Here is a 20,060-nt window from a genome sequence, read left to right on the forward strand (position 1 = left end):
CTCGCAAACATCAGCGGCTCGGCACTGCTTCTGCGCGCACGGAAGGTGTTGTCGGCTGGGGTGACGGAGCGCCGCCAGGCTCAGGCGCTGGGGGCGGCCGCGACTCCAGCAGCCGCTGCAGGTGGGTGATTTGCCGCTGCTCGTTGCGAATGTAATGAGCATCTCCACGCTGCTTGAGGAGGGCGGCGCGCAATCGGCTGCGCAGGTCGGCTTGCTCGGCCTGCCACTGCGCCTGCGCCTCTTGGTGGGTGTGAGCCCGTTCCTGCCAGGCGGCCTGGGCCTGGCGAAATTCCTGGGCGTCGCTCGACGCTTGTCGCGCCGTCAGCCGGGCCTCGGTGAGCAGCCGCTCATTGTCACGATTGAGCTGGGCGATTTCTTCCTGCTTCTGGAGCAGGGTCGCTTGCAGGGTCCGTTGTTCCCTGAGCAGTTGTTGCGTTTGCTGGTCGTAGCGATCGAGGTCCTGTTCGCGTTGTGCACGTTGCTGTTCGCGATAGTGGTCCAGTGATGCCTTCAGATGTTCGCAGCGCTCGTTGAGCGATTGGACCAGCAGATCCCGCTTGCTGAGCTCCTGCTGCAACTCACTCATCTCCAGCTGCTGAGAATTGTAAATCCCCTGTAATTCATTCGAACGCATCTGCAGTTGCTGTTCACGAGCGCGGTACTCGACTAACTGGCTATCCAGCTGGCGCACTTGTTCTTGCAACGCGTCGATCAGTTCGCGTTGTTGCGCCTGGGCTTGCGCATGTCGCCGCCACGCGTCGTCGACCCGCGTCTGGTCTTCGCTCACGGCCTGCCGGGCTTGCTCCTGAACACGCTCGGCTACACTTGCCACGAGGTGCGCCAGTTCGTCGTTGAGGGCCACCGGCACGGTCGACGTCTCGGGGGCGCTGAGCTCGCGCAGGTAGCGCAGGATGGTGCTCTTGGAGCCGGTATTGCCGAGCTCCACGCGCACCGCGTCGATACTGGGGCGAATGCCGCGGGCGATGAGCGCTTCGCGGGCAATTCGCACCAGCGCCTTGTTGATGCCTCCACGAGCCATGTGCGGTCTCCTACTATTTCGTAGCGTGTTACGAAGTATGGAAGTACACCCGTACAAATGTCCTCTGATGAATGAAGGCAAATGACGAACTGACGTGCGTGAATGCTGAATTCTCAAACGTGAGAGGGATTTTGGGGAATTTTCAGCTTATCAGTGGTATGCGAGGAGGGTGTTTGGCGTGACGGCCCCAGTGGATCGGTACTTGAAGGCGGCGCGACGGGCGAGTACGCAACGTCGCTACCTCAGTGCGCTTGAGCATTTTGAAGGGACCTGGCAGGGGTTATTGCCCGCTTCCAGCGAAAGTGTCGCGCGTTATCTGGCGACCTATGCTGAGCAGCTATCCAGTTCTACCCTGCATACTCACTTGGCCGCCTTGGCGCAGTGGCATAAGCGCCATGGATTTGTGGATCCGACCAAAGAGCCGCGGGTGCGTGATGTGCTGCGCGGGATTCGCGCGGAGCATCCCCAGCCGGTAAAACGGGCAGAGGCGCTGCAACTGCAGGCGCTGGAGGACTGCGTCGCCGGATTACATGGGCAGGCCACCTCCACTGTTGCCGCAGAGCGACTGCGCGCTTGTCGGGACCAGGCGCTCATCTTGCTCGGTTTCTGGCGGGCGTTTCGCAGCGACGATCTGTGCCAGCTACGCGTCGAGCACATTAAAGTCGAAACGGGCGCAAGCTTGGAAATCTTCCTCGTCAGTGACAAAACCGATCGTGATCATCAAGGACGGACAGTCATGGTGCCCGCGCTGAAGCGTCTGTGTCCGGTGGCGGCGTACGAGGCCTGGTTGGCGGCCAGCGGTCTGCAGCAAGGACCAGTGTTCCGGGCCATTGACCGTTGGGGGCATGTCAGTGCAGAGGGACTGAATGCGAACAGTATGTCGCGGCTTTTACGTATGGCTTTTGCCCGCAATGGCCTGGAGGGGGAAGGTTACAGTGGGCATTCGCTGCGCCGCGGTTTTGCTACCTGGGCCAATCGTAACGAGTGGGGGGCTAAGGCCTTGATGGATTATGTCGGTTGGCGAGACGTTCATTCAGCGATGCGCTATATCGACACGACCGCACCTTTTGGCAAATGGCGACGCTAAGTGCTGATGGATTATGTCGGTTGGCTGGGGGCGCAGCCGGCATGGCGGTCCATCGACAGCAACGTCCCGTTCGGAAAGTGACATCGGTAAGCAGTGCCCTGCCTAATATCCGTCCACCCGAGATGAACGTTTTCGCTCTCGTTGGCTGAGGCGAGGCGAAGTATATTAGCGTCGAGAGTCTTGCATCGGATTTAGACACTTGGAGCGTTTCACGGCATGTCGAATCCCCCACGCAATCACCATTTCATCCCTCAGCATTTCCTGAAAGCTTGGCAGCATGCGAGTGGAAAAGTTTTCCGTTATCGTCGCTTACTTCACAGCGGGGTAATGGAGATCAAGCCGGTCTCCATCAAACACACGGCTTCTATCGAAGATCTGTATCGTATCGACTTTCCCGATGGCGGCTTTGAGGTCGAAACCAGCCACATCACTCCGCTGATTGATGAGACCGGTCACAAGATCATCGAAAAGGCACGGGGAAGTCTCGTCCAGGATTGGGGGTTGTCTGATCGCCGACAGCTGGCGAATACCTTGACGTTACTGGAGGCTCGACACCCTGCGGTGCTCAAAGTCATGGATGTTCGTTCGGAACTGGACCTCTTGCGCCAGAGAATGAAAGCCGAACGGCGCTTCTCGCAGGAGTCGATTGATGAGGTCATCCACTATTTTCAGGCAAGCGACTCACTCGGCGTGGTTTCGTTGGTCTTGCTCACCCAAAACGAGATCCTACCCTTGCTTGAGCAACCGTTTTCGGACGGCTTGGTCCAGGCGAACCTGCGCGAGTATAGCCATGAGCGCTTGAGCTTGCTCTGCTCGGATTATCCGACCTCCCGCTGGGGCGATTACTTGAAGGAGTTGTTGTTCATCATTGCCATCAGTCCGCACAAGGCCTTGGTCTTTTCCAACAGCTCCAATATCGCAGTGTTTGATCTATTGAAGCCGCCTGCGCGGGCTCGGCTGATTAACCTTTATACCTTGGGTAAAGCGCAGACCGCGTACTACTGTGATGATGCGCAAGGTGACTTTGTCAGCGCTCATCTCGGCTGGGCACTGACCCGCCCGACTCTTGCCGAGCAGCGTCAGTACGTCGTGGATTTTTTGAAGGCAGAAGATGCCTGGCATCGTTAGTGATATTCAGGGTGCATCTGTTCCGAGATGCACCCCAACTCGTTAAGGGGGATGGCTTACTGGGTTAGTCCGCCGAGGGCCGCGTCGCCGCTCTTGGGTGCAGGCGCTCGAGCAGCGGTGTGATTAGCTGCTTTGGAGAGGGAATCGGTTCGCCGATCTGCCTTGGCTCGGCGCCATTCTCCTGTGTACGAACGGTGAATATGACACTTTTATCCGCTTGAGCCATGGCAAACACGGCAAATCCATTTTCCAACGGGGGGATGACCTCGCCGGGCCTGACCCCGGGTAAAGCGGCGCTGGGTAGAAATCATTTTTTAAGGCAATGATCCGGACCAGGGTATAAAGCCGTGGTTGAACAACCTGATCGCGGTTTTGCGCGCCCTCGGCGAGTTGGAGAGCGCTTGAGTTCGCTGCTGGAAGACGTCAGGCCCAGTCCTATACAAATCATACGTATGGAAGGCGAGAAGCGTCAGCGCGCATCTGGTCGCCGAAGTGCGCAGGGTGAGTCCAAGGAGGCTGGCTCGAGCGCAGGCAAACACAGTGATTGGTGATTGCCGAGTTCACATCGCCTGAGAAACAGCGCGCCCTTCACATTGCCAAGGGCGCTCATCAATTCCTATTTCCGATCCTCAACTGCTTGGCAAAGGAGGCGGCGGCCGTTGACGGTCACATTTATAAGCCGTTTTTCGCCGATTTTATGTCCAGAAGATTGATGGTCTTGATCTTGTCTGGGTGGATCACGATCGTCAGTTTGGCAGGGTACTTAAATCGCATTTCACTGATCCGGAATGTCCATAACATGATCTTAAGCAAGTCTTCATCACTGATGTTTTTGTGCTCTTTGATTCGCGTAATGCCTGACCCGAAAATGGGAGTGGAGACGCTTTGTTGAGCGTACACTTTATTAATTTTATCCCAGAAGTTGATCAGAAACTCCAGGTACTCGGGCATGGTCAGCATTGCCCGATTTTGATCATCAAACTTTGAAAAGGCTGTGAGTATGAAATCATCGTAGACACAGAGTGTGCCAATTCTATATTTTTGCAGTTTTCCAACTCGTCTGGCAGTGTTTAAATCACCCAGTTCGTCATGGTCAAAAGAGTACGATTCTAGGTGGTGATCGAGTTTGGCAAGCGTGCCCGGCAGGTGTAAGTTAATAAACACCCCATTTAAGGAGTGAGCCGATATGATGCGATCATCGACGATGGTGTCAAAGTACTCGTTGAATGCAATGACTTTTAGTCCTGGCTCCAAAAATAAGTCGCCGGCCTTCACCGTGACTTTGCTGCCTTCAATGTCTAAATCCACGCTTTTGAGCTGATTCGCTCTGTGCCACAACCAGACGTAAACTACAATTAATAGGCCGATAAAAATAGCGCCCGCCAATGCCTTCATCTGTGAAGGGATTTCCACGAAAATCAATGCGAGGGACAATACGGTGCTGGTGGTGGAAATCCGTTCCTTAAAGTTTTTCATCAACTGACTGTCAAAAAAACGAACCTTGCGCAAGCTATTCTCCTTGTTGTATGGGTGTGTCATTTGTTATGCGGAATAGCGGTAGACATCCGGTTGGGTCTTGGAAGCAAGCGAAAAGTCTGAGTTGGTCAGTGCGCTTGCTATGGTTTCTTGGTTGAGCGGTATGTGTAAAGTCGGCACCTTGGACATCAGTCTTCTAAAAGTCGGAAGCCTGTTCCACAATTTTTTAACATCCTCAGATAAGACGCCATTCAGCAGTAAAGACCCTTTTGTTTTAAATTCTGGGTAAACAACAATGACGGGGAGGCCTTGGTTTTCGATCCCGTATTCAATTTCCTCATTCAGAGCAACTGAACTAAAAGTAGCGCTGCTTAAAAACAATACAATATTTTTTGAGGACTGCAGGCGTTCGCGCAATCTTGGTTTTAACGTTCTTTCCCAATCACTGCCGTCCCTTACGCTGTAGGTTTTCGCGTGGGAATCGATGAAAGGAAAGGATGGATCTTTGGCCTTCCAAGCCCTCAGCATGTTGTAGTAAACGAAGTCTTTGGTGGCATGGGCAGCCAGTGAACTTTCGTGGAAGGGCTCAGCCACATAGAACGCGCAATAGTTACCATTTCGGTATGCCATCGTTGCTCCTTGAGGTATTGGCTCGTGCAGGGATCGCGCTTAGTCGGGATATCGGCACATTGCCATTATGAGGGTTGGAAAGGCAAATCGGCTCTGGCGGTGGGGCTATTTAGCGTGGTTCCTTTCATTAATATAGTCATACGTTTGTTACCCTGCGGAGAAGGCCGCCCATGTTGCCAACCAGCACCCCCCAGAACACGATTTCTGGGCATAGCCGACCTGGAAGCTCTTCAGCACCTCGTCAAGGTGTTGGTGAAAGAGGGCAGTTATCGCAGGAGCCACAGCAGCTCCGATCCTGCATGCTTTGCCAATAGCGATCCTCTTCGCTCTGCCAATCACGTAGCGCAAAAGCCAGTTCAACGGCTTGTTTGGCGTGCGGTCCGCACCGACGTAATGTCTTCGGACGCCTAAGCCCAGCGGTCCCGCAAAAGCAGCGCTGCTTCAGATTGATTACTCGCCTGTAAGACTCCCACACGCTATAGACGTGAACGCCGCGAACCCTGATCTCCAGGATGGCCCGACCTTTCGATCGTCGACGTTGCAGTGCAATCTGATTCTGTTCAAGCGCTGCCGAAAATTCACCATTTAGGGCTTTAGCAGCCGTCGATGCGCGAATCTGGTGATGGGCGGCGTTCCCATGGGCCCAGACCTCGTTGTTGGGCCATTTGCGCTGAACCCGGGCCCGTTCTTGAAGCTTGAGGAATTTGTAGAGTGTTTCCAGCCAAGTCACAGCCGATACTTCGTCAGTCACGGTCAAGCGACTGGCCGCTGGGTAATACAGACAGAACGTGCCGTCATAGTTGATATGGCGTTCAGGGCAAAAGGACGGTAGATGAGTGGGCTGTTCCTCTTGAACGTAAACCGATTCATCGCTCCGTTGAAGGCGCAATTTGTACTGCAAAACCCTGCCGTCGACGAAGCGGATCGGCAATTCCAGAAGCGCCGAAAAGTCTGAGTGAACTGTGCAAACGCCCCCGAAATCGGGGGCGAATTGTGCAATCAGATTAAGTGCGGTGATCAAGAGTTATCTGACTCGCCGGCAGTGGTGATCGCGTAAGGACGAACTTCACGGTTATCCGCGAGAATGATCGCCGGAGCACCAGCATACGCTTCCGTACGTGCCTGTTTGGCTGACTCATCACCCTTGTCGGCCAGCGCCTCAGTGGCCTCGTTATAATCCAGGTTGGCAATCTTGCGAGTCTTGCCAAACAGATCTTTCACGGCGTCAGTCGCGGCTTCATAAGCCGCTTGCCCAATCGCCGTCTCGACACCAGAACAGGCACACTGGCGATTTTCAGATTCGATCACTTTACGCCCTATCGCGCAGCGAACGCGGTCTCCTTGCCTGCCCAGGCGGGTTACCGAAATGGGGCCGATGTCAAAGCCTATCGCGAGACCCAGTTCACCCGTTTCATAATCCTTTGCATTCAAACGCTCGATTGCCAGGTTGAAGCTGCTGCGTAGTGCGCCGGCTAAGCGGGTTGATTCGGAGATCGTTGTTTGTTCGTCCGTGGTGTGGGCAGTACCATCACACGACAGCGCCTGCACACAGTCACCAATGAAGCGGACTCGCCGCCCCTGAAAGTCAGACGTAACCACACGCTCGAGTTCTGCGCGTATTACATGCAGCGTACGGACGACGTCCTCGGCGTTGTCGTCGATATGTTCCGCGACATAGGCCGTGAAGCCGTCGATATCGGCATAAAGGCTCACCATTTCTTGGCGTTTAGAGTTGGCGGGTGTCAGCGTGCTGATGTCCATGTCGCACAGTGGCGGTGTCTGGCGGGTAAACTGGTAGCCGCCAATGGGATTGTTCTTCAGGTCCTCGCGCCATTCCTCGACGATTTCGTCGGCAGTGACGTCCAATTTGGCGGCGTCCTGGCAATCCTTGATTTCTTCATTCGTCAACGCAGCTTTTTCGGGCGCGTCTTTCTCAGTCAAGCCGATTGCCATACGGGCAGCATTGGTAAGGTAGATGCCTTTGGCGCTGTTGTTGCTGGCCAGTTTTGCTGCGTGATTAGCCGGGTCGCCTAGGAATAGCGGTTCACGATTTCCCTTGCGGCCGTTATTAACTGCCAGGGCGAGGCCGGTATCAATGCCGATTCGCAGCTTCGCGGCAGGAATTTGCTCATCATCGTCACCTGTCTGGGCAAGCACATCGATCATGAGTTTGGCCGTCGCGACCGCCCGCTGCACACGCTTCAGTTCGGCATCGGTATCGCTGTTGTAAGGTTTGGTGAACAACGAATGTAGCCGTTGGCTGTGGAAGTCTACCCGTCGAGCGTCAACCCGATTTAGAATGCGCTTGACTGCTCGGTAATGCTGATCGAGGAATCGTAGCGTGCGTTTATGGCAGTCAGTGCCTTCGACATGCGTGATGTTGAGCATGTCCTCTAGGTTCTGGATATCCGCGTACATGTGGACACCGTCGACCCGGTAGGCCACGTTCGTCGGGATCGACTCCAAGGACATGTCGCGGACGTAGTCTTTGACGGTGATGTCTTTCACATCAGCAATTTTCTTATCGATATGTTCGACTGCGCGGTTGTGGCTCCAACTCTTGCTCACTAAACTCTCCTATCCTGAGGGACGCATAACCTGGCATGGTGCAAGGCAGTAATTTGCTGATGATGAATTGGTTTTATCGCGGACCTAGGTCGTTGAAAATTTCCCGCAAAGAGGTGCAGACAGGCCCCAGCTTGGCTGGTTCTTTGTCTGCGGCGGGGCGGTAGGTGATGGTGGTGAGACCTTTCAGATCTGAAGGAAGGCGAACTTCGTCGCCCCTGGGCTCCACCAGAATCGAGCGCATGCGGCCAAGTCGACCGACGAACATGCCGAGTTCAAAAATCACATTGTCACGTGGCGCGCCTTGCGATTGGCCACGGCTTGTCACTTCATCATCCGGCTGGGCGATTGCGATCGCAAAATCGCTTTCGTCCAGCTGTTCTTCCAGACTTTCAATGGTGTACTTCGACGCGCGAAACGTACCTTCGGTCCAGATTTTGACAAAGAACGCGTCATGCTCGAGCTGACGTTCGATTTCGCGTGCAATCGGCAACGCCTCTTTGGACGAGATGATGAACACGCGGGCTGATTTGTGGGAGGGTCGCACCAAAGCGTTGCGTTGATGCAGCCGTTCAACCAGTTCACGGGTGACGTGTTGCCAAATGCGGGGGAAAGCGTTTGCTGCGGCTTTAAAGTCGGGTGCTGAAACCTTCAATACGACCGAAGATTCTGTCGCGACGACGGTCGCTGAACGTTTCGCCGTCACCACCAATGCCGACATTTCCCCGACGTGCTCTCCTTGCCCACGGATTGCCACTTCCCGATCGTGGACTTTGATTTTGAGTTGCCCCGTGATGATAAAAAAAACGTCGGTATCGTGGCCTCCCTGCTCTATGAGAACCTGATCTTGCTTTAGCTCCATCAAGGAGCCAGCCTCAGCCAGAAGTTTGGCCAGCGCTTCATTGCCGAGGACCAATTTCTGCTCTAGCAAAACCTCTTCAAGGGCTGGCCGGCCCGCAGCGCCTTCAAAGCGCTCAATCATTTTTTCCGTAGACATTTATCGACAAGCCCCGCGGGGGTTAAGGGTCTCTCCAGCAAATGGGGGCGTGCCGAAAAAGTTCAATGGGATCCAAAAGATAAATGCCGTCGAGGGTGCGGGTAGCGGAGCAGGAGTTTTTCTGATCCAACTCGCTGTCGAATGGGCCGTCTGTGGGCTGGCGGGGCGTTCTTCAGCTCAGAAACTTTCTGGCGTACATTCCTGACCGAATCGAGCGTGGAGGGCGTGCGACCTTTTGCCGAAAAGATGAAGGGGGTTGATGACCAGTCCAAGACGGGTGGTGCTGGGGACCTGAGGCTTAGCGACAAATGTAACGTCGTGTTGATGGTCGCGGCGCGGGCGGCAGACGATTTTGTAGTGCTTGTTAAGTCATGTTCCGCCCTTCAGGCGTGATGATAAATCTACACCCTCCATTTCCAGGTGGAGGAATACGTCCAAATGCCCATTTCCGTCCAATACTCGCGAACCCACATGTCCGTACCATTGGTTTGTTTCAAGTCTGATGCCAACCTTTCATAGACGTCCTCGGTAATACGACTCGGCTTGTTGGCCAGATTAGTGAGTTTTGCGGCATAATTTGCTGCACGGCCCACCCAAACCAAGTCGTTGTCACCTCGCACTCCAATTCGTGCTGTTTTCAACTGACTGGTGTCGATGCCTACAACATGCTTTAAGACAAAATCTGTAGCCCATCCCTTTGAGATGGCGGGTTGAATAATGTCTTGAACGGCGAAATTGATCTTTAAAGCGCATCGGGCCGCGGAAGTGTTTTTATAATCACCCGTGAAGATTCCCATCACGCGATCGCCATCGTACGCGGTGATGACACCACCCTCATTTTTGATTATGTCTGAAGCACATTTGAGGAAGGTTTTATAGATTTCGGTGCTGAACTCCCATTTCTTGGTGTTCACCATTTCTGTAGACCCGTCCAGATCTGCATACAACACGGTCGCTGAGTCCAGATCTTTTGCATGGTTTGAGTTCAGCCGCAGATCTGCTGGGTTAGGAACCCCAGTCGTCTCTTGAACCTCCCAGGCGGCTGTGAAGGTTTCGTCGACCCATTTTTTCAGGTCTTCAGCTAATGCCATTTTCTCTTCCTTGTTGGTTAGCACGGTAAAAAAAACAAGATTGCGGCACTGGCTGCAGGTAACGCCTCTCGCAGCGGCCGCTTGCGACCGAATGAGCACCGCTAACGGATCATTGTAGTGTTGGCGGTATCCACTAGGTAAGCCAAGGCATCGTCAATGAAACGAGCTGCAAAAGCCTTCGTTGTTTAGATGAAGTACATCGTCAGGTACCGACAAAAATGGTAAATGCCGTTGATTGAGGTCTGAGATCAATTGCTTCAGGGTCACAGGCCATATTCCATTTCTGAGATGAAGGCATCAAATTTTGGCTCGTGCTCAATGGATTCATAAATATGGTTGAGCACGAACAGTGCCGCAGCCATGAGTTCAGTGTCCCTCCGGTTGTCATGCCGTTTATCACCGTGGAATAGATTGTTCCGGGCGATTTTTATGCAATCAAGCAACTCTCGCAATGTGGACGGCGTGGTGGGTGTGCCGGACCATTGGACGCCTTCACCAGTGTCGGCCACCAATCGATCCGGCGGCGCGTCGAAATAAATGGCCACCTCGGGTGCCGCGCACAAGCGGGGAAAAATATCCGCTGGAAGATCGTTAGCGAATTTGGTCCATGCCGCATCAGCGCTGTCACGCCGCCGAAAACCTCCCTTTTTCATCGCGTATTCAAAGCGGGAAAAAACCGCGAACAGATCATAGGCTGCCTGTGAAACGCGGCTGCGAAAGTAGTCTTGCAACTGGATCATGTTGATAAGCACACAGGAAGGGGTGGCAAAGGATAATGGCAGACGCGCGCCGTTCTGCCCAATAAGGCCAAAGTCAGCAGCTCAACGTGAAAATGCCCTGTTCGATAAGTCGATTCATGTGCTCGCGCATGAAGCTCACGCGTGGGTTGTGCAGGGCTGCCTTGTCCCAGGTCAAAAAGAAAGTGTTCTCTGGCGGCGGTAAGGGAAAAGCGTGGCGCGATTGATGAATTTACATCTCAAGGGCCACCTGCCAAGGGATAGGTGCGCCTGCACGAAGCAAAAAACCTCAAACTAACCCAATAACAGAGGAGCAAAGGTCAACGAAGAGCCGACAAACCACTCAATGTGGTGAGTAGGTTCTCCGATGGTGATCGTGCCTGCGTTCGGCCCAGCTGAAAATCCGCGATCCTTCCCTCACGGTTTTGATGGTCAGAACAGTGGCAGGTTATAGCTGATGATCATTCTGTTTTCATCGATATCACGCAAGTAGTTCGAGCGCAGCGTTGCATAGCGCCAAAGTACCGCGACATTTTTCAATGTCCCGCTTTGAATCGCATAGCCAATATCGGTGTCAAGCTCCCATTCCCTGCCTTCACCCGCCACGGTCGCCGGGTTGGCATGATCGGCCTTTGTGTAGCGCGTGGAGAAGGTCAGGCCTGGCACACCGAAGACGGCGAAATCGTAGGTGTAGCGCAGTTGCCAGGAGCGTTCGTCGCGCTCCATGAAGTCGTTTGCCATCATGTAGTTAGTCAAGTACGCATCGGTACCAACGATGTAAGGCATTGCAGTTGATCCGCTCAATCCCTGATAACCGAGCCCGACGCCATGGCCACCCAAGCTGTAGGCGATCAGTGCGTTAAGGGTACGGTTGTCGACCTTGCCGGCACCGGCATTACCGACATCATTGCTGAGGTAATACCGCACATCTGTCTTTAGAGTACCGCTACCCAATGGTAGGGAATGCACCAAGCCCAGATACTGCTGACGATAGATGTTTTCCAGCTCACCGTACTGATAACTCAAGGTCAGATTCTTGCTTAGAGCGTAGTCAGCGCCGGCCATTTTGAAGTCGTCGGCGTCGGGAGTGGCTTTGAAGCGCTTGTTCTTGTTGACCAGGGTCAGAGGCTGGTTATGGGAGTAGTCACGCAGCGTGGTGCGGTTGATGTCGCCCAGGGTCAGTGTGAAGTTGTCCAGTTCCTTGGCGGTGAGGATGCCGCCCTGGAAGGTCTGGGGCAGGATACGTCCGGTGCTGGAAGATATGACCGGATACTTGAGAATCTGCGTACCGACCTTCAGCTCGGTTTTCGACACCTTGATCTTGGCTGCCGCGCCGAACTTGCTGTACTCGTCAGGGGCCCGACCATCTTCGCCGACCGGCAACAAACCGGTGCCACTGCGATCGGGGGCCGAGTCTAGCTTGATCCCCAGCATGCCAATGGCATCGAGCCCGAAGCCGAGGGTGCCTGCGGTGTAGCCGGACTTGTAGTCGAGGACGAAACCCTGTGCCCATTCTTCACGTGTGGAGATACCCGGGTCTTCGCGAAAGTCTCGGTTCAAGTAGAAATTACTGGTCTGCAGTGTGGCGTGGCTGTCTTCAAGGAAACCTGCTGCGTGGCCGGTACTGCTGAACAGTCCCATTGGTAGCAAAGTCGAGCAGATGAGCACTTTGTTGTTGTGTTGCATGGTGGCTCCCGTGAATCGCAGGCATGGCTGCGCCAACCGCCTTTTCGGCGGAATCGTTGTTGTTATTTGAAGGAGAACTCAGTGCACACGGTGACTCATACGTGACGAGTCAGCCGAGCATCCTATCGAGCGACCTGCCGCAAGGCCATGCGGCAGGGGCAACGTGTAGCGACAACGGCACCGGTGTCATGCAAGCACGCCGATCTGCCATGGGCAGAACTCGTCTTCACCCAGGCCGTTGAGTTCGCTCTTGGTTTTATCGCCCGAGGCGTGGGCCAGCAGGCGCTCGAAGATTTCCTGGCCCATTTGCTGGATGGTCTTGTCGCCGTCGATGATCTGGCCGCAGTTCATGTCCATGTCATCGCTCATGCGATTGAACATGGGCGAATTGCTCGCCAGTTTGAAGGTCGGTGCCGGAACCGAACCGAAGCACGAACCACGCCCGGTGGTAAACGCGATCATGTTGGCGCCACCGGCGATCTGGCCGGTCGCGGACACCGGGTCATAGCCGGGGGTGTCCATGAACACCAGGCCATGGGTCGTAACCGGGTAGGCGTATTCATACACATCCATCAGTGGTGCGTTGCCGCCTTTTTTGGCACCGCCCAAGGATTTTTCCAGCACGTTGGCCAGGCCACCGGCGTTGTTGCCGGGGCTGACGCGACCATTGATCTGGGTGTCGCGGCCCTTGTTGTATTCCAGCCACCAGTCGATGCGGTCAATCAGTTTGCGACCGACTTCGGGGGTGGCGGCGCGGGCGGTCAAGGTGTGTTCGACGCCGAAAATTTCCGAGGTCTCGGAGAGAATCGCGGTCCCGCCGTGGCGCACCAGAATGTCAACCGCTGCGCCTAGCGCCGGGTTGGCCGAGAGGCCGGAGAAGCCGTCAGAGCCACCGCATTGCATGCCGATGATCAGGTGTTCGGCCGACACGGTTTCGCGTTGCACGGCGTTGGCCTGGGGCAGCATCGCTTGAATCATCTTGATGCCTTGGTCTACTGCGGTTTTAACGCCGCCGACGTCCTGGATCACCAGCGACTTGAGCATGTCTCCCAGTACAAGCTGCTCCTGCTCGATGAAACCATAGATATTGTTGCGCTCGCAGCCCAGGGCAATCAGCAGGCCGCCGGCGGTGTTGGCGTGCTTGATGTGGCCGCCGATGGTACGGCGCAGTAGGTTCATCGGTTCGCCGGTCATTTCCATGCCGCAACCGATTTCATGCACGAAGGGCACGACGCCGTCGATGTTCGGGAAGGCGGCCAGGCGCTCTTCGTCAAAGTGATTGGCAATTTTGCGTGCCACGGTGGCGCCGCAATTGCCGACGACAAAAATGCCGAGGTAGTTGCGCGTGGCCACCCGGCCATCTTCGCGAATGATGCCCTGGAACGTCGCGCGCTGATCGGCTGGCAACAGGTCGGTGGGCACGTAATCCAGGCCGTAGCGATAATCGCGAGCGGTTTCACCGAACTCAATGTTGTGGCTGTGCATCCAGGTACCTGGTGGCAAGTCTTCGCTGGCATAGCCAATCACGGTGTTGTACTTGAGCACCGGCTGGCCTTTTTCGATCATGCGTGCGGCGATCTTGTGTCCCAGCGGGACGTCCTGCAGGGTAGTCAATGATTCGTAAGCAATGGCAGTGCCTAGCGGGATTTCTACGCGGGCTACCACTACGTTGTCGGCAGGGTCCAGGCGGATCACGGGACAGATTTCACGGGGGGTCATAATTGAGTCCTGCTTTTCTTATGAGGTCGATGCAATTGACCGGGCGCGGTATGACCGAAGCGTCTATTTGCCGCGAGACAGTTCTCGCGTGAAGCATGCATTCGACTGCGCACGCGGCAATATACTGGCAATGCTTCAGCTGGTGATTCGATCACGCTACTACTTCGGGTCCTTGTTTTTGCAGCACTGCCTTCGTTTTTTCCTTGCCGATGCCTTCCCACAAACCCTGCAAGTACATGATGCCCAGTGCACGATCGTACAAGCCGTATCCTGGTACGCCTGTCTCTCCCCAAATCATGCGGCCATGGTCTGGACGGGCGTAGCCGGTGAAGTTGGCGTCATGCAGGGCCTTCAGGATTTCCGCCATATCCAGCGAACCACACTGCGTCGGGTGGGCGCTTTCATAAAAGTCACCGTTGTCGAACACCTTGACGTTACGCAGGTGAACGTAGTGCACACGCTGGCGAGCGGCGAATTCGTTGATGAACGACGGCACATCGTTGTTGAGGTCCGAGCCGATGGTGCCGCTGCATAACGTCAGGCCGTTCGCAGGCGAGTCAATGATGCTCAGCACGCGGCGGTGATCCTCGATGTTTTTGATAATTCGGGGAAGGCCAAACACCGAACGAGGCGGATCGTCTGCGTGTAGGGCCAGTTTCAGGCCAAGTTGCTCGGCAACCGGCACCAGTTTGCCCAGGAACCACTCAAGGTTTTTCCACATCTGTTCGGTGCTGACATCCTTGTATTCTTCAAGCAGTGCCTGGAGCTTCTCTGCAGGGTATTTTGTACCGATGCCGGGTAGGGGAATCACACCTTTAGATACGTCCAGTCGATCAACCAACGAGGCCTCGAAAGACAATGTGTTGGAGCCATCGGACAGTTGGTAATCCATCTGTGTACGAGTCCAGTCGAAAACAGGCATGAAGTTGTAGCAGACGATCTTGATACCGCTGGCGGCAAGATTCTTCAGCGTTTCGATGTACTGCGGAATAAGCACTTCACGATTGGGCTTTCCCAACTTGATGTCTTCGTGCACGCGGAAGCTGTCGACGACGTCCATTTTCAAACCATAAGCCGCCGCTGCGTCACGTAGACCGGTGATACGCTCCACCGGCCAGACTTCTCCGAGCGGGGTGTCATACAGCGATGAAACAATGCCGTATAACCCGGGGATCTGATTGATGTACTGCAAATTGATTGGATCTTTCGGACCGTGCCAACGAAAAATCATCTTCATTTTTGGTGCCTCGCATATCTTTTATTGGAGTCAGTTGGAAACCGAATTCAAGTTGTCGGATGAAGCTTGAAGCGTTGGATCTTGCCGACGATCAGCCAGTAACTGGCGACCGCTACCAATCCGTGAGCGCCGACGTAGAGCAGTGCGCCATCGAAGGAACCTGTGGTCTGAAGGATGTAGCCGATGACCACCGGCGTTACGATTCCCGCGGTGTTGCCGAAGGCATTAAATACGCCACCGGTAGTCCCGATAAGCTCTTTGGGCGCGGTGTCGGCGACCACTGTCCAGCCCATCGAACCGAAACCCTTACCGAAGAACGCCAGGCTCATCAGCACAACGACCACGGTAGCGCTGTCGGCATAGTTACAGAGAATGATGCTGGCGCTGAGCAACAGGCCAATGGTGATCGGGGTTTTACGAGCAATGCTCAAAGAGCCCGTTTTCTTCAGGATTAGGTCGGAGATAAAACCGCTGGACACGCCGCCCACCAAGCCGCACAACGCTGGAATTGCTGCGATAAACCCGGCCTGAAGGATGTCAAATCCACGTTCCTTGACCAGATAAATCGGAAACCAGGTCATGAAGAACCAGGTGATCGAAGTGATGCAGTATTGGGCCAGAAAGATCCCGACCAGCATGCGACTGCGAAACAACTGTCCGATCTCGCCGAGCTTCATGCCCTTGCCGGTATTTGCCGCTTTGGATTTCAAACTCTCCAGATCAACAAGGCCATCGCCAGCGCGGATGTATTCCAGTTCCTCGTTGTTCATCTTCGGATGGTCAATGGGCAGGTAGTAGAATTTCCACCAGATGGCACCAATCACCAGGCCGATGGCGCCCATGATGATGAATACGTACTCCCAGCCGTAGGTGTAGCAGAGCCATCCCATGACTGGGGTGAAGACAGCCAGCGACAGGTACTGCGCGCTGTTGAAGATGGCGCCGGCAATACCGCGTTCGGAGGAGGGGAACCATGCGGCAATGATGCGGCCCGAGGCTGGTCCGACCGGAGATTCAGCAGCGCCGAGCAAAAAGCGCAGGGCCAGAAGCAGTGGTACCACCATGCCAATGAAATGCACCATACCCATCATCACCGTGAAGCAAGACCAGATCACCACGGCCAGCATCATTGAAAGCTTGGAGCCGATACGGTCGGTCAGCCACCCGGAGGGGATCAGGAAGATTACGTACGCCCAGCTGAATGCCGAGAACAGGTATCCCATTTCCACAGAACTGATACCGAGCTCCTTGCTCATGTCGGTCCCTGCGACCGACAGTGCAGCACGATCCCCCGTACTCAGGGCGAGAACGATGGTGATCAACGCCAGAATCAGAAAGCGATAGCTGCTCTTTTTCGTGGTCGCCACCGCTGCCTCCTGATGGCCCTTGGATTGGGCCGAGACCGCGGCAACCGGCGTGTTGCCTTCCAGCGCATAGCGCTCGTTCTTGTTCATGTGTGCCTCGTCTAATTATTTTTGTAGAGTGCTCAGGCATTGGCGACCCTTGGGAGCCAACGCCTGTACCGAGATCAAGCGGCCTGGGTGTCTGCCTCCGTGTAGTCCACAGCGACCCATTCGAAGTACTTTTTAAGTTCGGTGACCAGCGCAACGTGTGCCGGGTGAGGTAGGTAACGGTTGACCGCATCGGCATCGTCGAACGTCGTTTCCAGCACGTAATCCCAGCAGATCGGACGGTCCAACTCATTGGCCGACACCTTCCAGCTGCGGGCAAACTCGATGTCCTTGGCGAGATCGCTCATCCAGTGCACAAGATGGCTTTCCAGCTGCGGGTTTCTCTCCACCGCAGGCAGGCGCCGGAACATCACGATGTGTTTCATCATGGCTGTGCTCCTCGCTGGGTGAGTGCCCATGCCGGAGCATCCTGCAGCGCCACCGGGCGCAGGAAGCGCTGCAGCGCGGCGTAGCCCACCGAAGTGCTTTGCGGTTGAGTCGACGCAGGCCAAGGGCCGCCGTGTTGCTGTGCATGCGTGACGGCAACGCCTGTCGGCACGCCCGAGAACAACACTCGACCGGCAATCTGGCGAGCGGCGCGAAGCAGCGCACGGGTGTCGTCGGTGGCGTCTTCGAAGCCCCAAAGCGTCGCCGTCAAGCTGCCTCCAATGGCGTGCAACACAGCGGTCGCCTGTTCGATGGACTCGACTGTCAGTACCACGGCGGCGGGGCCGAACATTTCTTCGCGAAGATTGGCGTCTTCAATAAAGGCCTTGGCGTCGACCTTGAACAGACGCGGAGCCGGGCCTTCGCTATCGGCCAGGGGCTCGAATACTTGGCTCGCTACATCGGATGCCAGCAGATGGGCGACTCCTGCATCAAATCCGTTTCGCATACCGGGAGTCAGCATGCGATGGGTCTTGATCGGTTGCAGTGCCGCGGTCAATTGCGCGACAAAACGGTCACTGGCCGGATGGTCGAGTAAAACGATCACCCCCGGGCTGGTGCAGAATTGTCCGGTGCCTTGGGTGATCGAAGCAGCAAGGGTGTTCGCCAGGGCCTCGCTGTCACGCTCTAGAATGCCGGGCAGGGCGATCAATGGATTGATGGACCCCAACTCACCGAAAAACGGAACAGGGCGACGGCGTTCGTTTGCGGCTTTCCAAAGCGCGGTTCCGCCTTGATAGGAACCGGTAAATGCAACGGCGGCAATCTGCGGATGAGCGACTAGATGCAGGCCCGCTGCGCGGGAGGCGCCATCGACCAGTCCAAGCAGTCCGCCAGGCAAGTTCATGCCGTCAAGTACGCCCTGAGCAACCTCATGTACTGCGCGCGACAGCCGTGGGTGCCCGGAATGAGTCTTGACTACCACAGGGCAACCGGCCGCCAATGCCGAAGCGGTATCGCCGCCCAGGACCGAAAAAGCGAACGGGAAGTTGCTGGCTGAAAACATCGCCACCGGCCCCAGCGGTTCGTGGGTGCGTGTCAGGCGTGGGCGACCTACGGGCGGCGCGCCAGCCACGGCCTGATCGTCGATGGTCTGGTATGGCACACCGGCCTCTACCTCGTCGGCGAAACCACGCAGGTGAAAGGCCGTTCGCGCCACTTCACCGTTGAGTCGCCCGGCACCCAGGCCGGTTTCTTCGTCGGCCAGTGCCACAAAAGCGGCTTGGTGCTGTTCAAGACCGCTGGCCAGTCCACGTAGTAAGCCGCTGCGAACGGAGGGCGCGGAGGCCGCCCAGAACCCGGCGACGGCACCGGCAGCCTCGACAGCTGCATCGATCAATTGAAAGTCGGTGGTGCTCATTGTTCACCTCCTGTGGCCGGTTCCAGGTGGTAACCACGACCCGCGTAATCGAAGTCGACGATTTCGTTGATGGCCACTTCCTTGTCGGCAGGTGAGGCGTAGTAAGCGCGGATCTCTTTGATCAGACCAGTATGCTCGTCAAAGATGTACCACTCGTCACCACGCAGTGCGGTACCCAGTTTACCCTTCCAGTGTGTCCACTCGATCACCGCTTCAGGGCTGTCATGGCTGACGAGAATCTTCTCGATGGTCCATTGCGAGCCGAGGTTCTCGACGCACCACACCCATTTGGACGCGATGGTCTCGGCAGTGCGCCAAGGAATTTCTGGCAATCCGGCTGGGAAGTAGTGCACGGCATCCGGAGTGAAGCACGACACCAATTCGGCGTGATCGCCCGCGTTGCAAGCAGCAAAGTAGCGACGGATCCGTGCGGCGTATTCGGCTTGTTTGCTCATTGTTCATCCCCCTTGTTGATGATGCTCGGGATGGCAGGACGACCTGAGGCTACCCATGCGTGGTAGTCAGAGATGGCGGTTGGACCTGGTGGATAGACGCCCCAGAGTGCTTCGCCGGCGGCGATGCGCATCGCCAGATAGCCTTCCAGGTCGTCCTGCACGGTGCAGTAATCGGCCAGCTCTTCTGCCAGATGCGCAGGAATCACCGTCAAGCCATCGCCATCGCCGACAATGATGTCTCCCGGATATACCGCCACACCGGCGCAGCCGATCGGCACCTGCAAGTCAGCCACGTGGTGATAGGAGATGCGCGTGGTCGCAGTGACTTCGCGGGCATAGGCCGGGAGTGGCAAAGCGGCAATTTCGCTGCCGTCGCGCAGGGCACCGTCGGTGACGATCGCCCGGGCACCACGGGCCAGCAGGCGGGTCACCAGGATATTGCCCGCCGACGCCGCACGCGGGTCGTTCTGGCTGTCGATGACCAGCACGTCGCCCGGCTGGATCTGTTCCACACCCTGCCATTGCAGATTGTTGTGGTTGGGTTTGGTGGTCATGGTGCCGTAGGTGTCGATGTCCTCGCGGGCCGGTATGAAGCGCATGGTGAACGCGCGGCCAGCGAACGGCTTGATGTCTTTGTTCATGGCGCGAAGGCCGACCAGGGCTGGCTGACGAAAACCCAATTTGAACAGTTGGGTGGTCAGCGAACCGCTGCTGCAACGGGCCAGGCGTGCCAGCACTTCATCGCTGACATGAACCTGACGCTCGTCGGTTTCTTCCAGTGTGTCGGCGTATTGGTGGATCTGCGTCATTGTTGTTCTCCTGTGCTCTTACGCATGGCGTGTAGGTGCACCAAGTCATTGGTTATTCCCGTAATTTGGGACAAAGAATGTTTGTGATGACCTGATATCGTCAGATCCTAGAGGTTTGTTGACGTGTGCAATACCCGTCGTATGAT

18 protein-coding genes are annotated in these 20,060 nt (G+C 55.8%); 2 read left to right on the forward strand and 16 right to left on the reverse strand.

The genetic code is table 11. From position 1 onward, the window contains the following. Positions 1 to 10: 10 nt before the first annotated feature. The gene (locus tag DKB71_RS13155; protein ID WP_408600646.1) at positions 11 to 1,039 is read right to left on the reverse strand and encodes a DNA-binding protein; all 1,029 of its coding nucleotides are present in this window, start codon (positions 1,037 to 1,039) and stop codon (positions 11 to 13) included. A gap of 178 nt (positions 1,040 to 1,217) precedes the next feature. On the opposite strand from DKB71_RS13155, the gene DKB71_RS13160 reads away from it, so the two are divergent. Continuing rightward, on the forward strand, positions 1,218 to 2,126 hold the full coding sequence (locus DKB71_RS13160; RefSeq protein ID WP_408600647.1) for a site-specific integrase: 909 nt from the start codon (positions 1,218 to 1,220) through the stop codon (positions 2,124 to 2,126). A gap of 216 nt (positions 2,127 to 2,342) precedes the next feature. Then, positions 2,343 to 3,254 carry a DUF4238 domain-containing protein gene (locus tag DKB71_RS13165; protein WP_168758481.1) on the forward strand — a complete coding sequence of 304 codons (912 nt, stop codon included), beginning with the start codon at positions 2,343 to 2,345 and terminating at the stop codon, positions 3,252 to 3,254. Between the two features lie 672 nt (positions 3,255 to 3,926). Here DKB71_RS13165 and DKB71_RS13170 read toward each other — a convergent pair. The 15 genes from DKB71_RS13170 to DKB71_RS13240 form a co-directional block, all read right to left on the reverse strand. Further along, the gene (locus DKB71_RS13170; protein ID WP_408600649.1) at positions 3,927 to 4,763 is read right to left on the reverse strand and encodes a macro domain-containing protein; all 837 of its coding nucleotides are present in this window, start codon (positions 4,761 to 4,763) and stop codon (positions 3,927 to 3,929) included. Between the two features lie 33 nt (positions 4,764 to 4,796). Continuing rightward, positions 4,797 to 5,360, reverse strand: a complete 564-nt coding sequence (locus tag DKB71_RS13175; protein ID WP_408600651.1) for a TIR domain-containing protein — start codon at positions 5,358 to 5,360, stop codon at positions 4,797 to 4,799. A gap of 241 nt (positions 5,361 to 5,601) precedes the next feature. After that, entirely contained in the window at positions 5,602 to 6,381 is a 780-nt protein-coding gene (locus DKB71_RS13180; protein ID WP_408600652.1) for an E2 domain-associated cysteine-rich protein, read from the reverse strand. Then, positions 6,378 to 7,928 (reverse strand): Pycsar phage resistance system uridylate cyclase PycC, encoded by a 1,551-nt coding sequence (gene pycC / locus DKB71_RS13185; protein ID WP_408600653.1) that lies wholly within the window; start codon positions 7,926 to 7,928, stop codon positions 6,378 to 6,380. The genes DKB71_RS13180 and pycC (DKB71_RS13185) overlap by 4 nt, the downstream gene beginning before the upstream one ends. 73 nt (positions 7,929 to 8,001) lie before the next feature. Beyond that, positions 8,002 to 8,922: a TIR domain-containing protein gene (locus DKB71_RS13190; RefSeq protein WP_168758477.1), complete on the reverse strand. Its 921-nt coding sequence runs from the start codon at positions 8,920 to 8,922 to the stop codon at positions 8,002 to 8,004. A gap of 401 nt (positions 8,923 to 9,323) precedes the next feature. Further along, entirely contained in the window at positions 9,324 to 10,013 is a 690-nt protein-coding gene (gene pycC / locus DKB71_RS13195) for a Pycsar phage resistance system uridylate cyclase PycC (RefSeq protein WP_408600654.1), read from the reverse strand. A gap of 263 nt (positions 10,014 to 10,276) precedes the next feature. After that, a complete protein-coding gene (locus DKB71_RS13200; RefSeq protein WP_408600655.1) occupies positions 10,277 to 10,753 on the reverse strand; it encodes a hypothetical protein in 477 nt (158 codons plus the stop codon). A 429-nt stretch (positions 10,754 to 11,182) separates the two neighbouring features. Continuing rightward, positions 11,183 to 12,436, reverse strand: a complete 1,254-nt coding sequence (locus DKB71_RS13205; protein WP_408600656.1) for an OprD family porin — start codon at positions 12,434 to 12,436, stop codon at positions 11,183 to 11,185. 186 nt (positions 12,437 to 12,622) lie between these two features. Continuing rightward, positions 12,623 to 14,155, reverse strand: coding sequence for a UxaA family hydrolase (locus DKB71_RS13210; protein ID WP_408600657.1), 1,533 nt, complete (start codon positions 14,153 to 14,155; stop codon positions 12,623 to 12,625). 151 nt (positions 14,156 to 14,306) lie between these two features. Continuing rightward, positions 14,307 to 15,392 (reverse strand): mannonate dehydratase, encoded by a 1,086-nt coding sequence (locus tag DKB71_RS13215; RefSeq protein ID WP_408600658.1) that lies wholly within the window; start codon positions 15,390 to 15,392, stop codon positions 14,307 to 14,309. 47 nt (positions 15,393 to 15,439) lie between these two features. Beyond that, positions 15,440 to 16,759, reverse strand: a complete 1,320-nt coding sequence (locus DKB71_RS13220; protein WP_408601094.1) for an MFS transporter — start codon at positions 16,757 to 16,759, stop codon at positions 15,440 to 15,442. A gap of 161 nt (positions 16,760 to 16,920) precedes the next feature. After that, positions 16,921 to 17,232, reverse strand: a complete 312-nt coding sequence (locus tag DKB71_RS13225; protein WP_408600659.1) for a Dabb family protein — start codon at positions 17,230 to 17,232, stop codon at positions 16,921 to 16,923. Next, complete coding sequence (locus tag DKB71_RS13230) at positions 17,229 to 18,650, reverse strand: aldehyde dehydrogenase (NADP(+)) (protein WP_408600660.1); 1,422 nt, start codon at positions 18,648 to 18,650, stop codon at positions 17,229 to 17,231. The genes DKB71_RS13225 and DKB71_RS13230 overlap by 4 nt, the downstream gene beginning before the upstream one ends. Beyond that, a complete protein-coding gene (locus tag DKB71_RS13235; RefSeq protein ID WP_408600661.1) occupies positions 18,647 to 19,105 on the reverse strand; it encodes a nuclear transport factor 2 family protein in 459 nt (152 codons plus the stop codon). Before DKB71_RS13235 ends, DKB71_RS13230 begins: the two co-directional genes overlap by 4 nt. Then, positions 19,102 to 19,914 carry a ribonuclease activity regulator RraA gene (locus DKB71_RS13240; RefSeq protein WP_408600662.1) on the reverse strand — a complete coding sequence of 271 codons (813 nt, stop codon included), beginning with the start codon at positions 19,912 to 19,914 and terminating at the stop codon, positions 19,102 to 19,104. The genes DKB71_RS13235 and DKB71_RS13240 overlap by 4 nt, the downstream gene beginning before the upstream one ends. Positions 19,915 to 20,060 lie beyond the last annotated feature (146 nt).

The sequence above is a fragment of the Pseudomonas sp. PLMAX genome, from assembly GCF_046042685.1.
GTDB classification, from domain to species: Bacteria; Pseudomonadota; Gammaproteobacteria; order Pseudomonadales; family Pseudomonadaceae; genus Aquipseudomonas; species Aquipseudomonas putida_AE.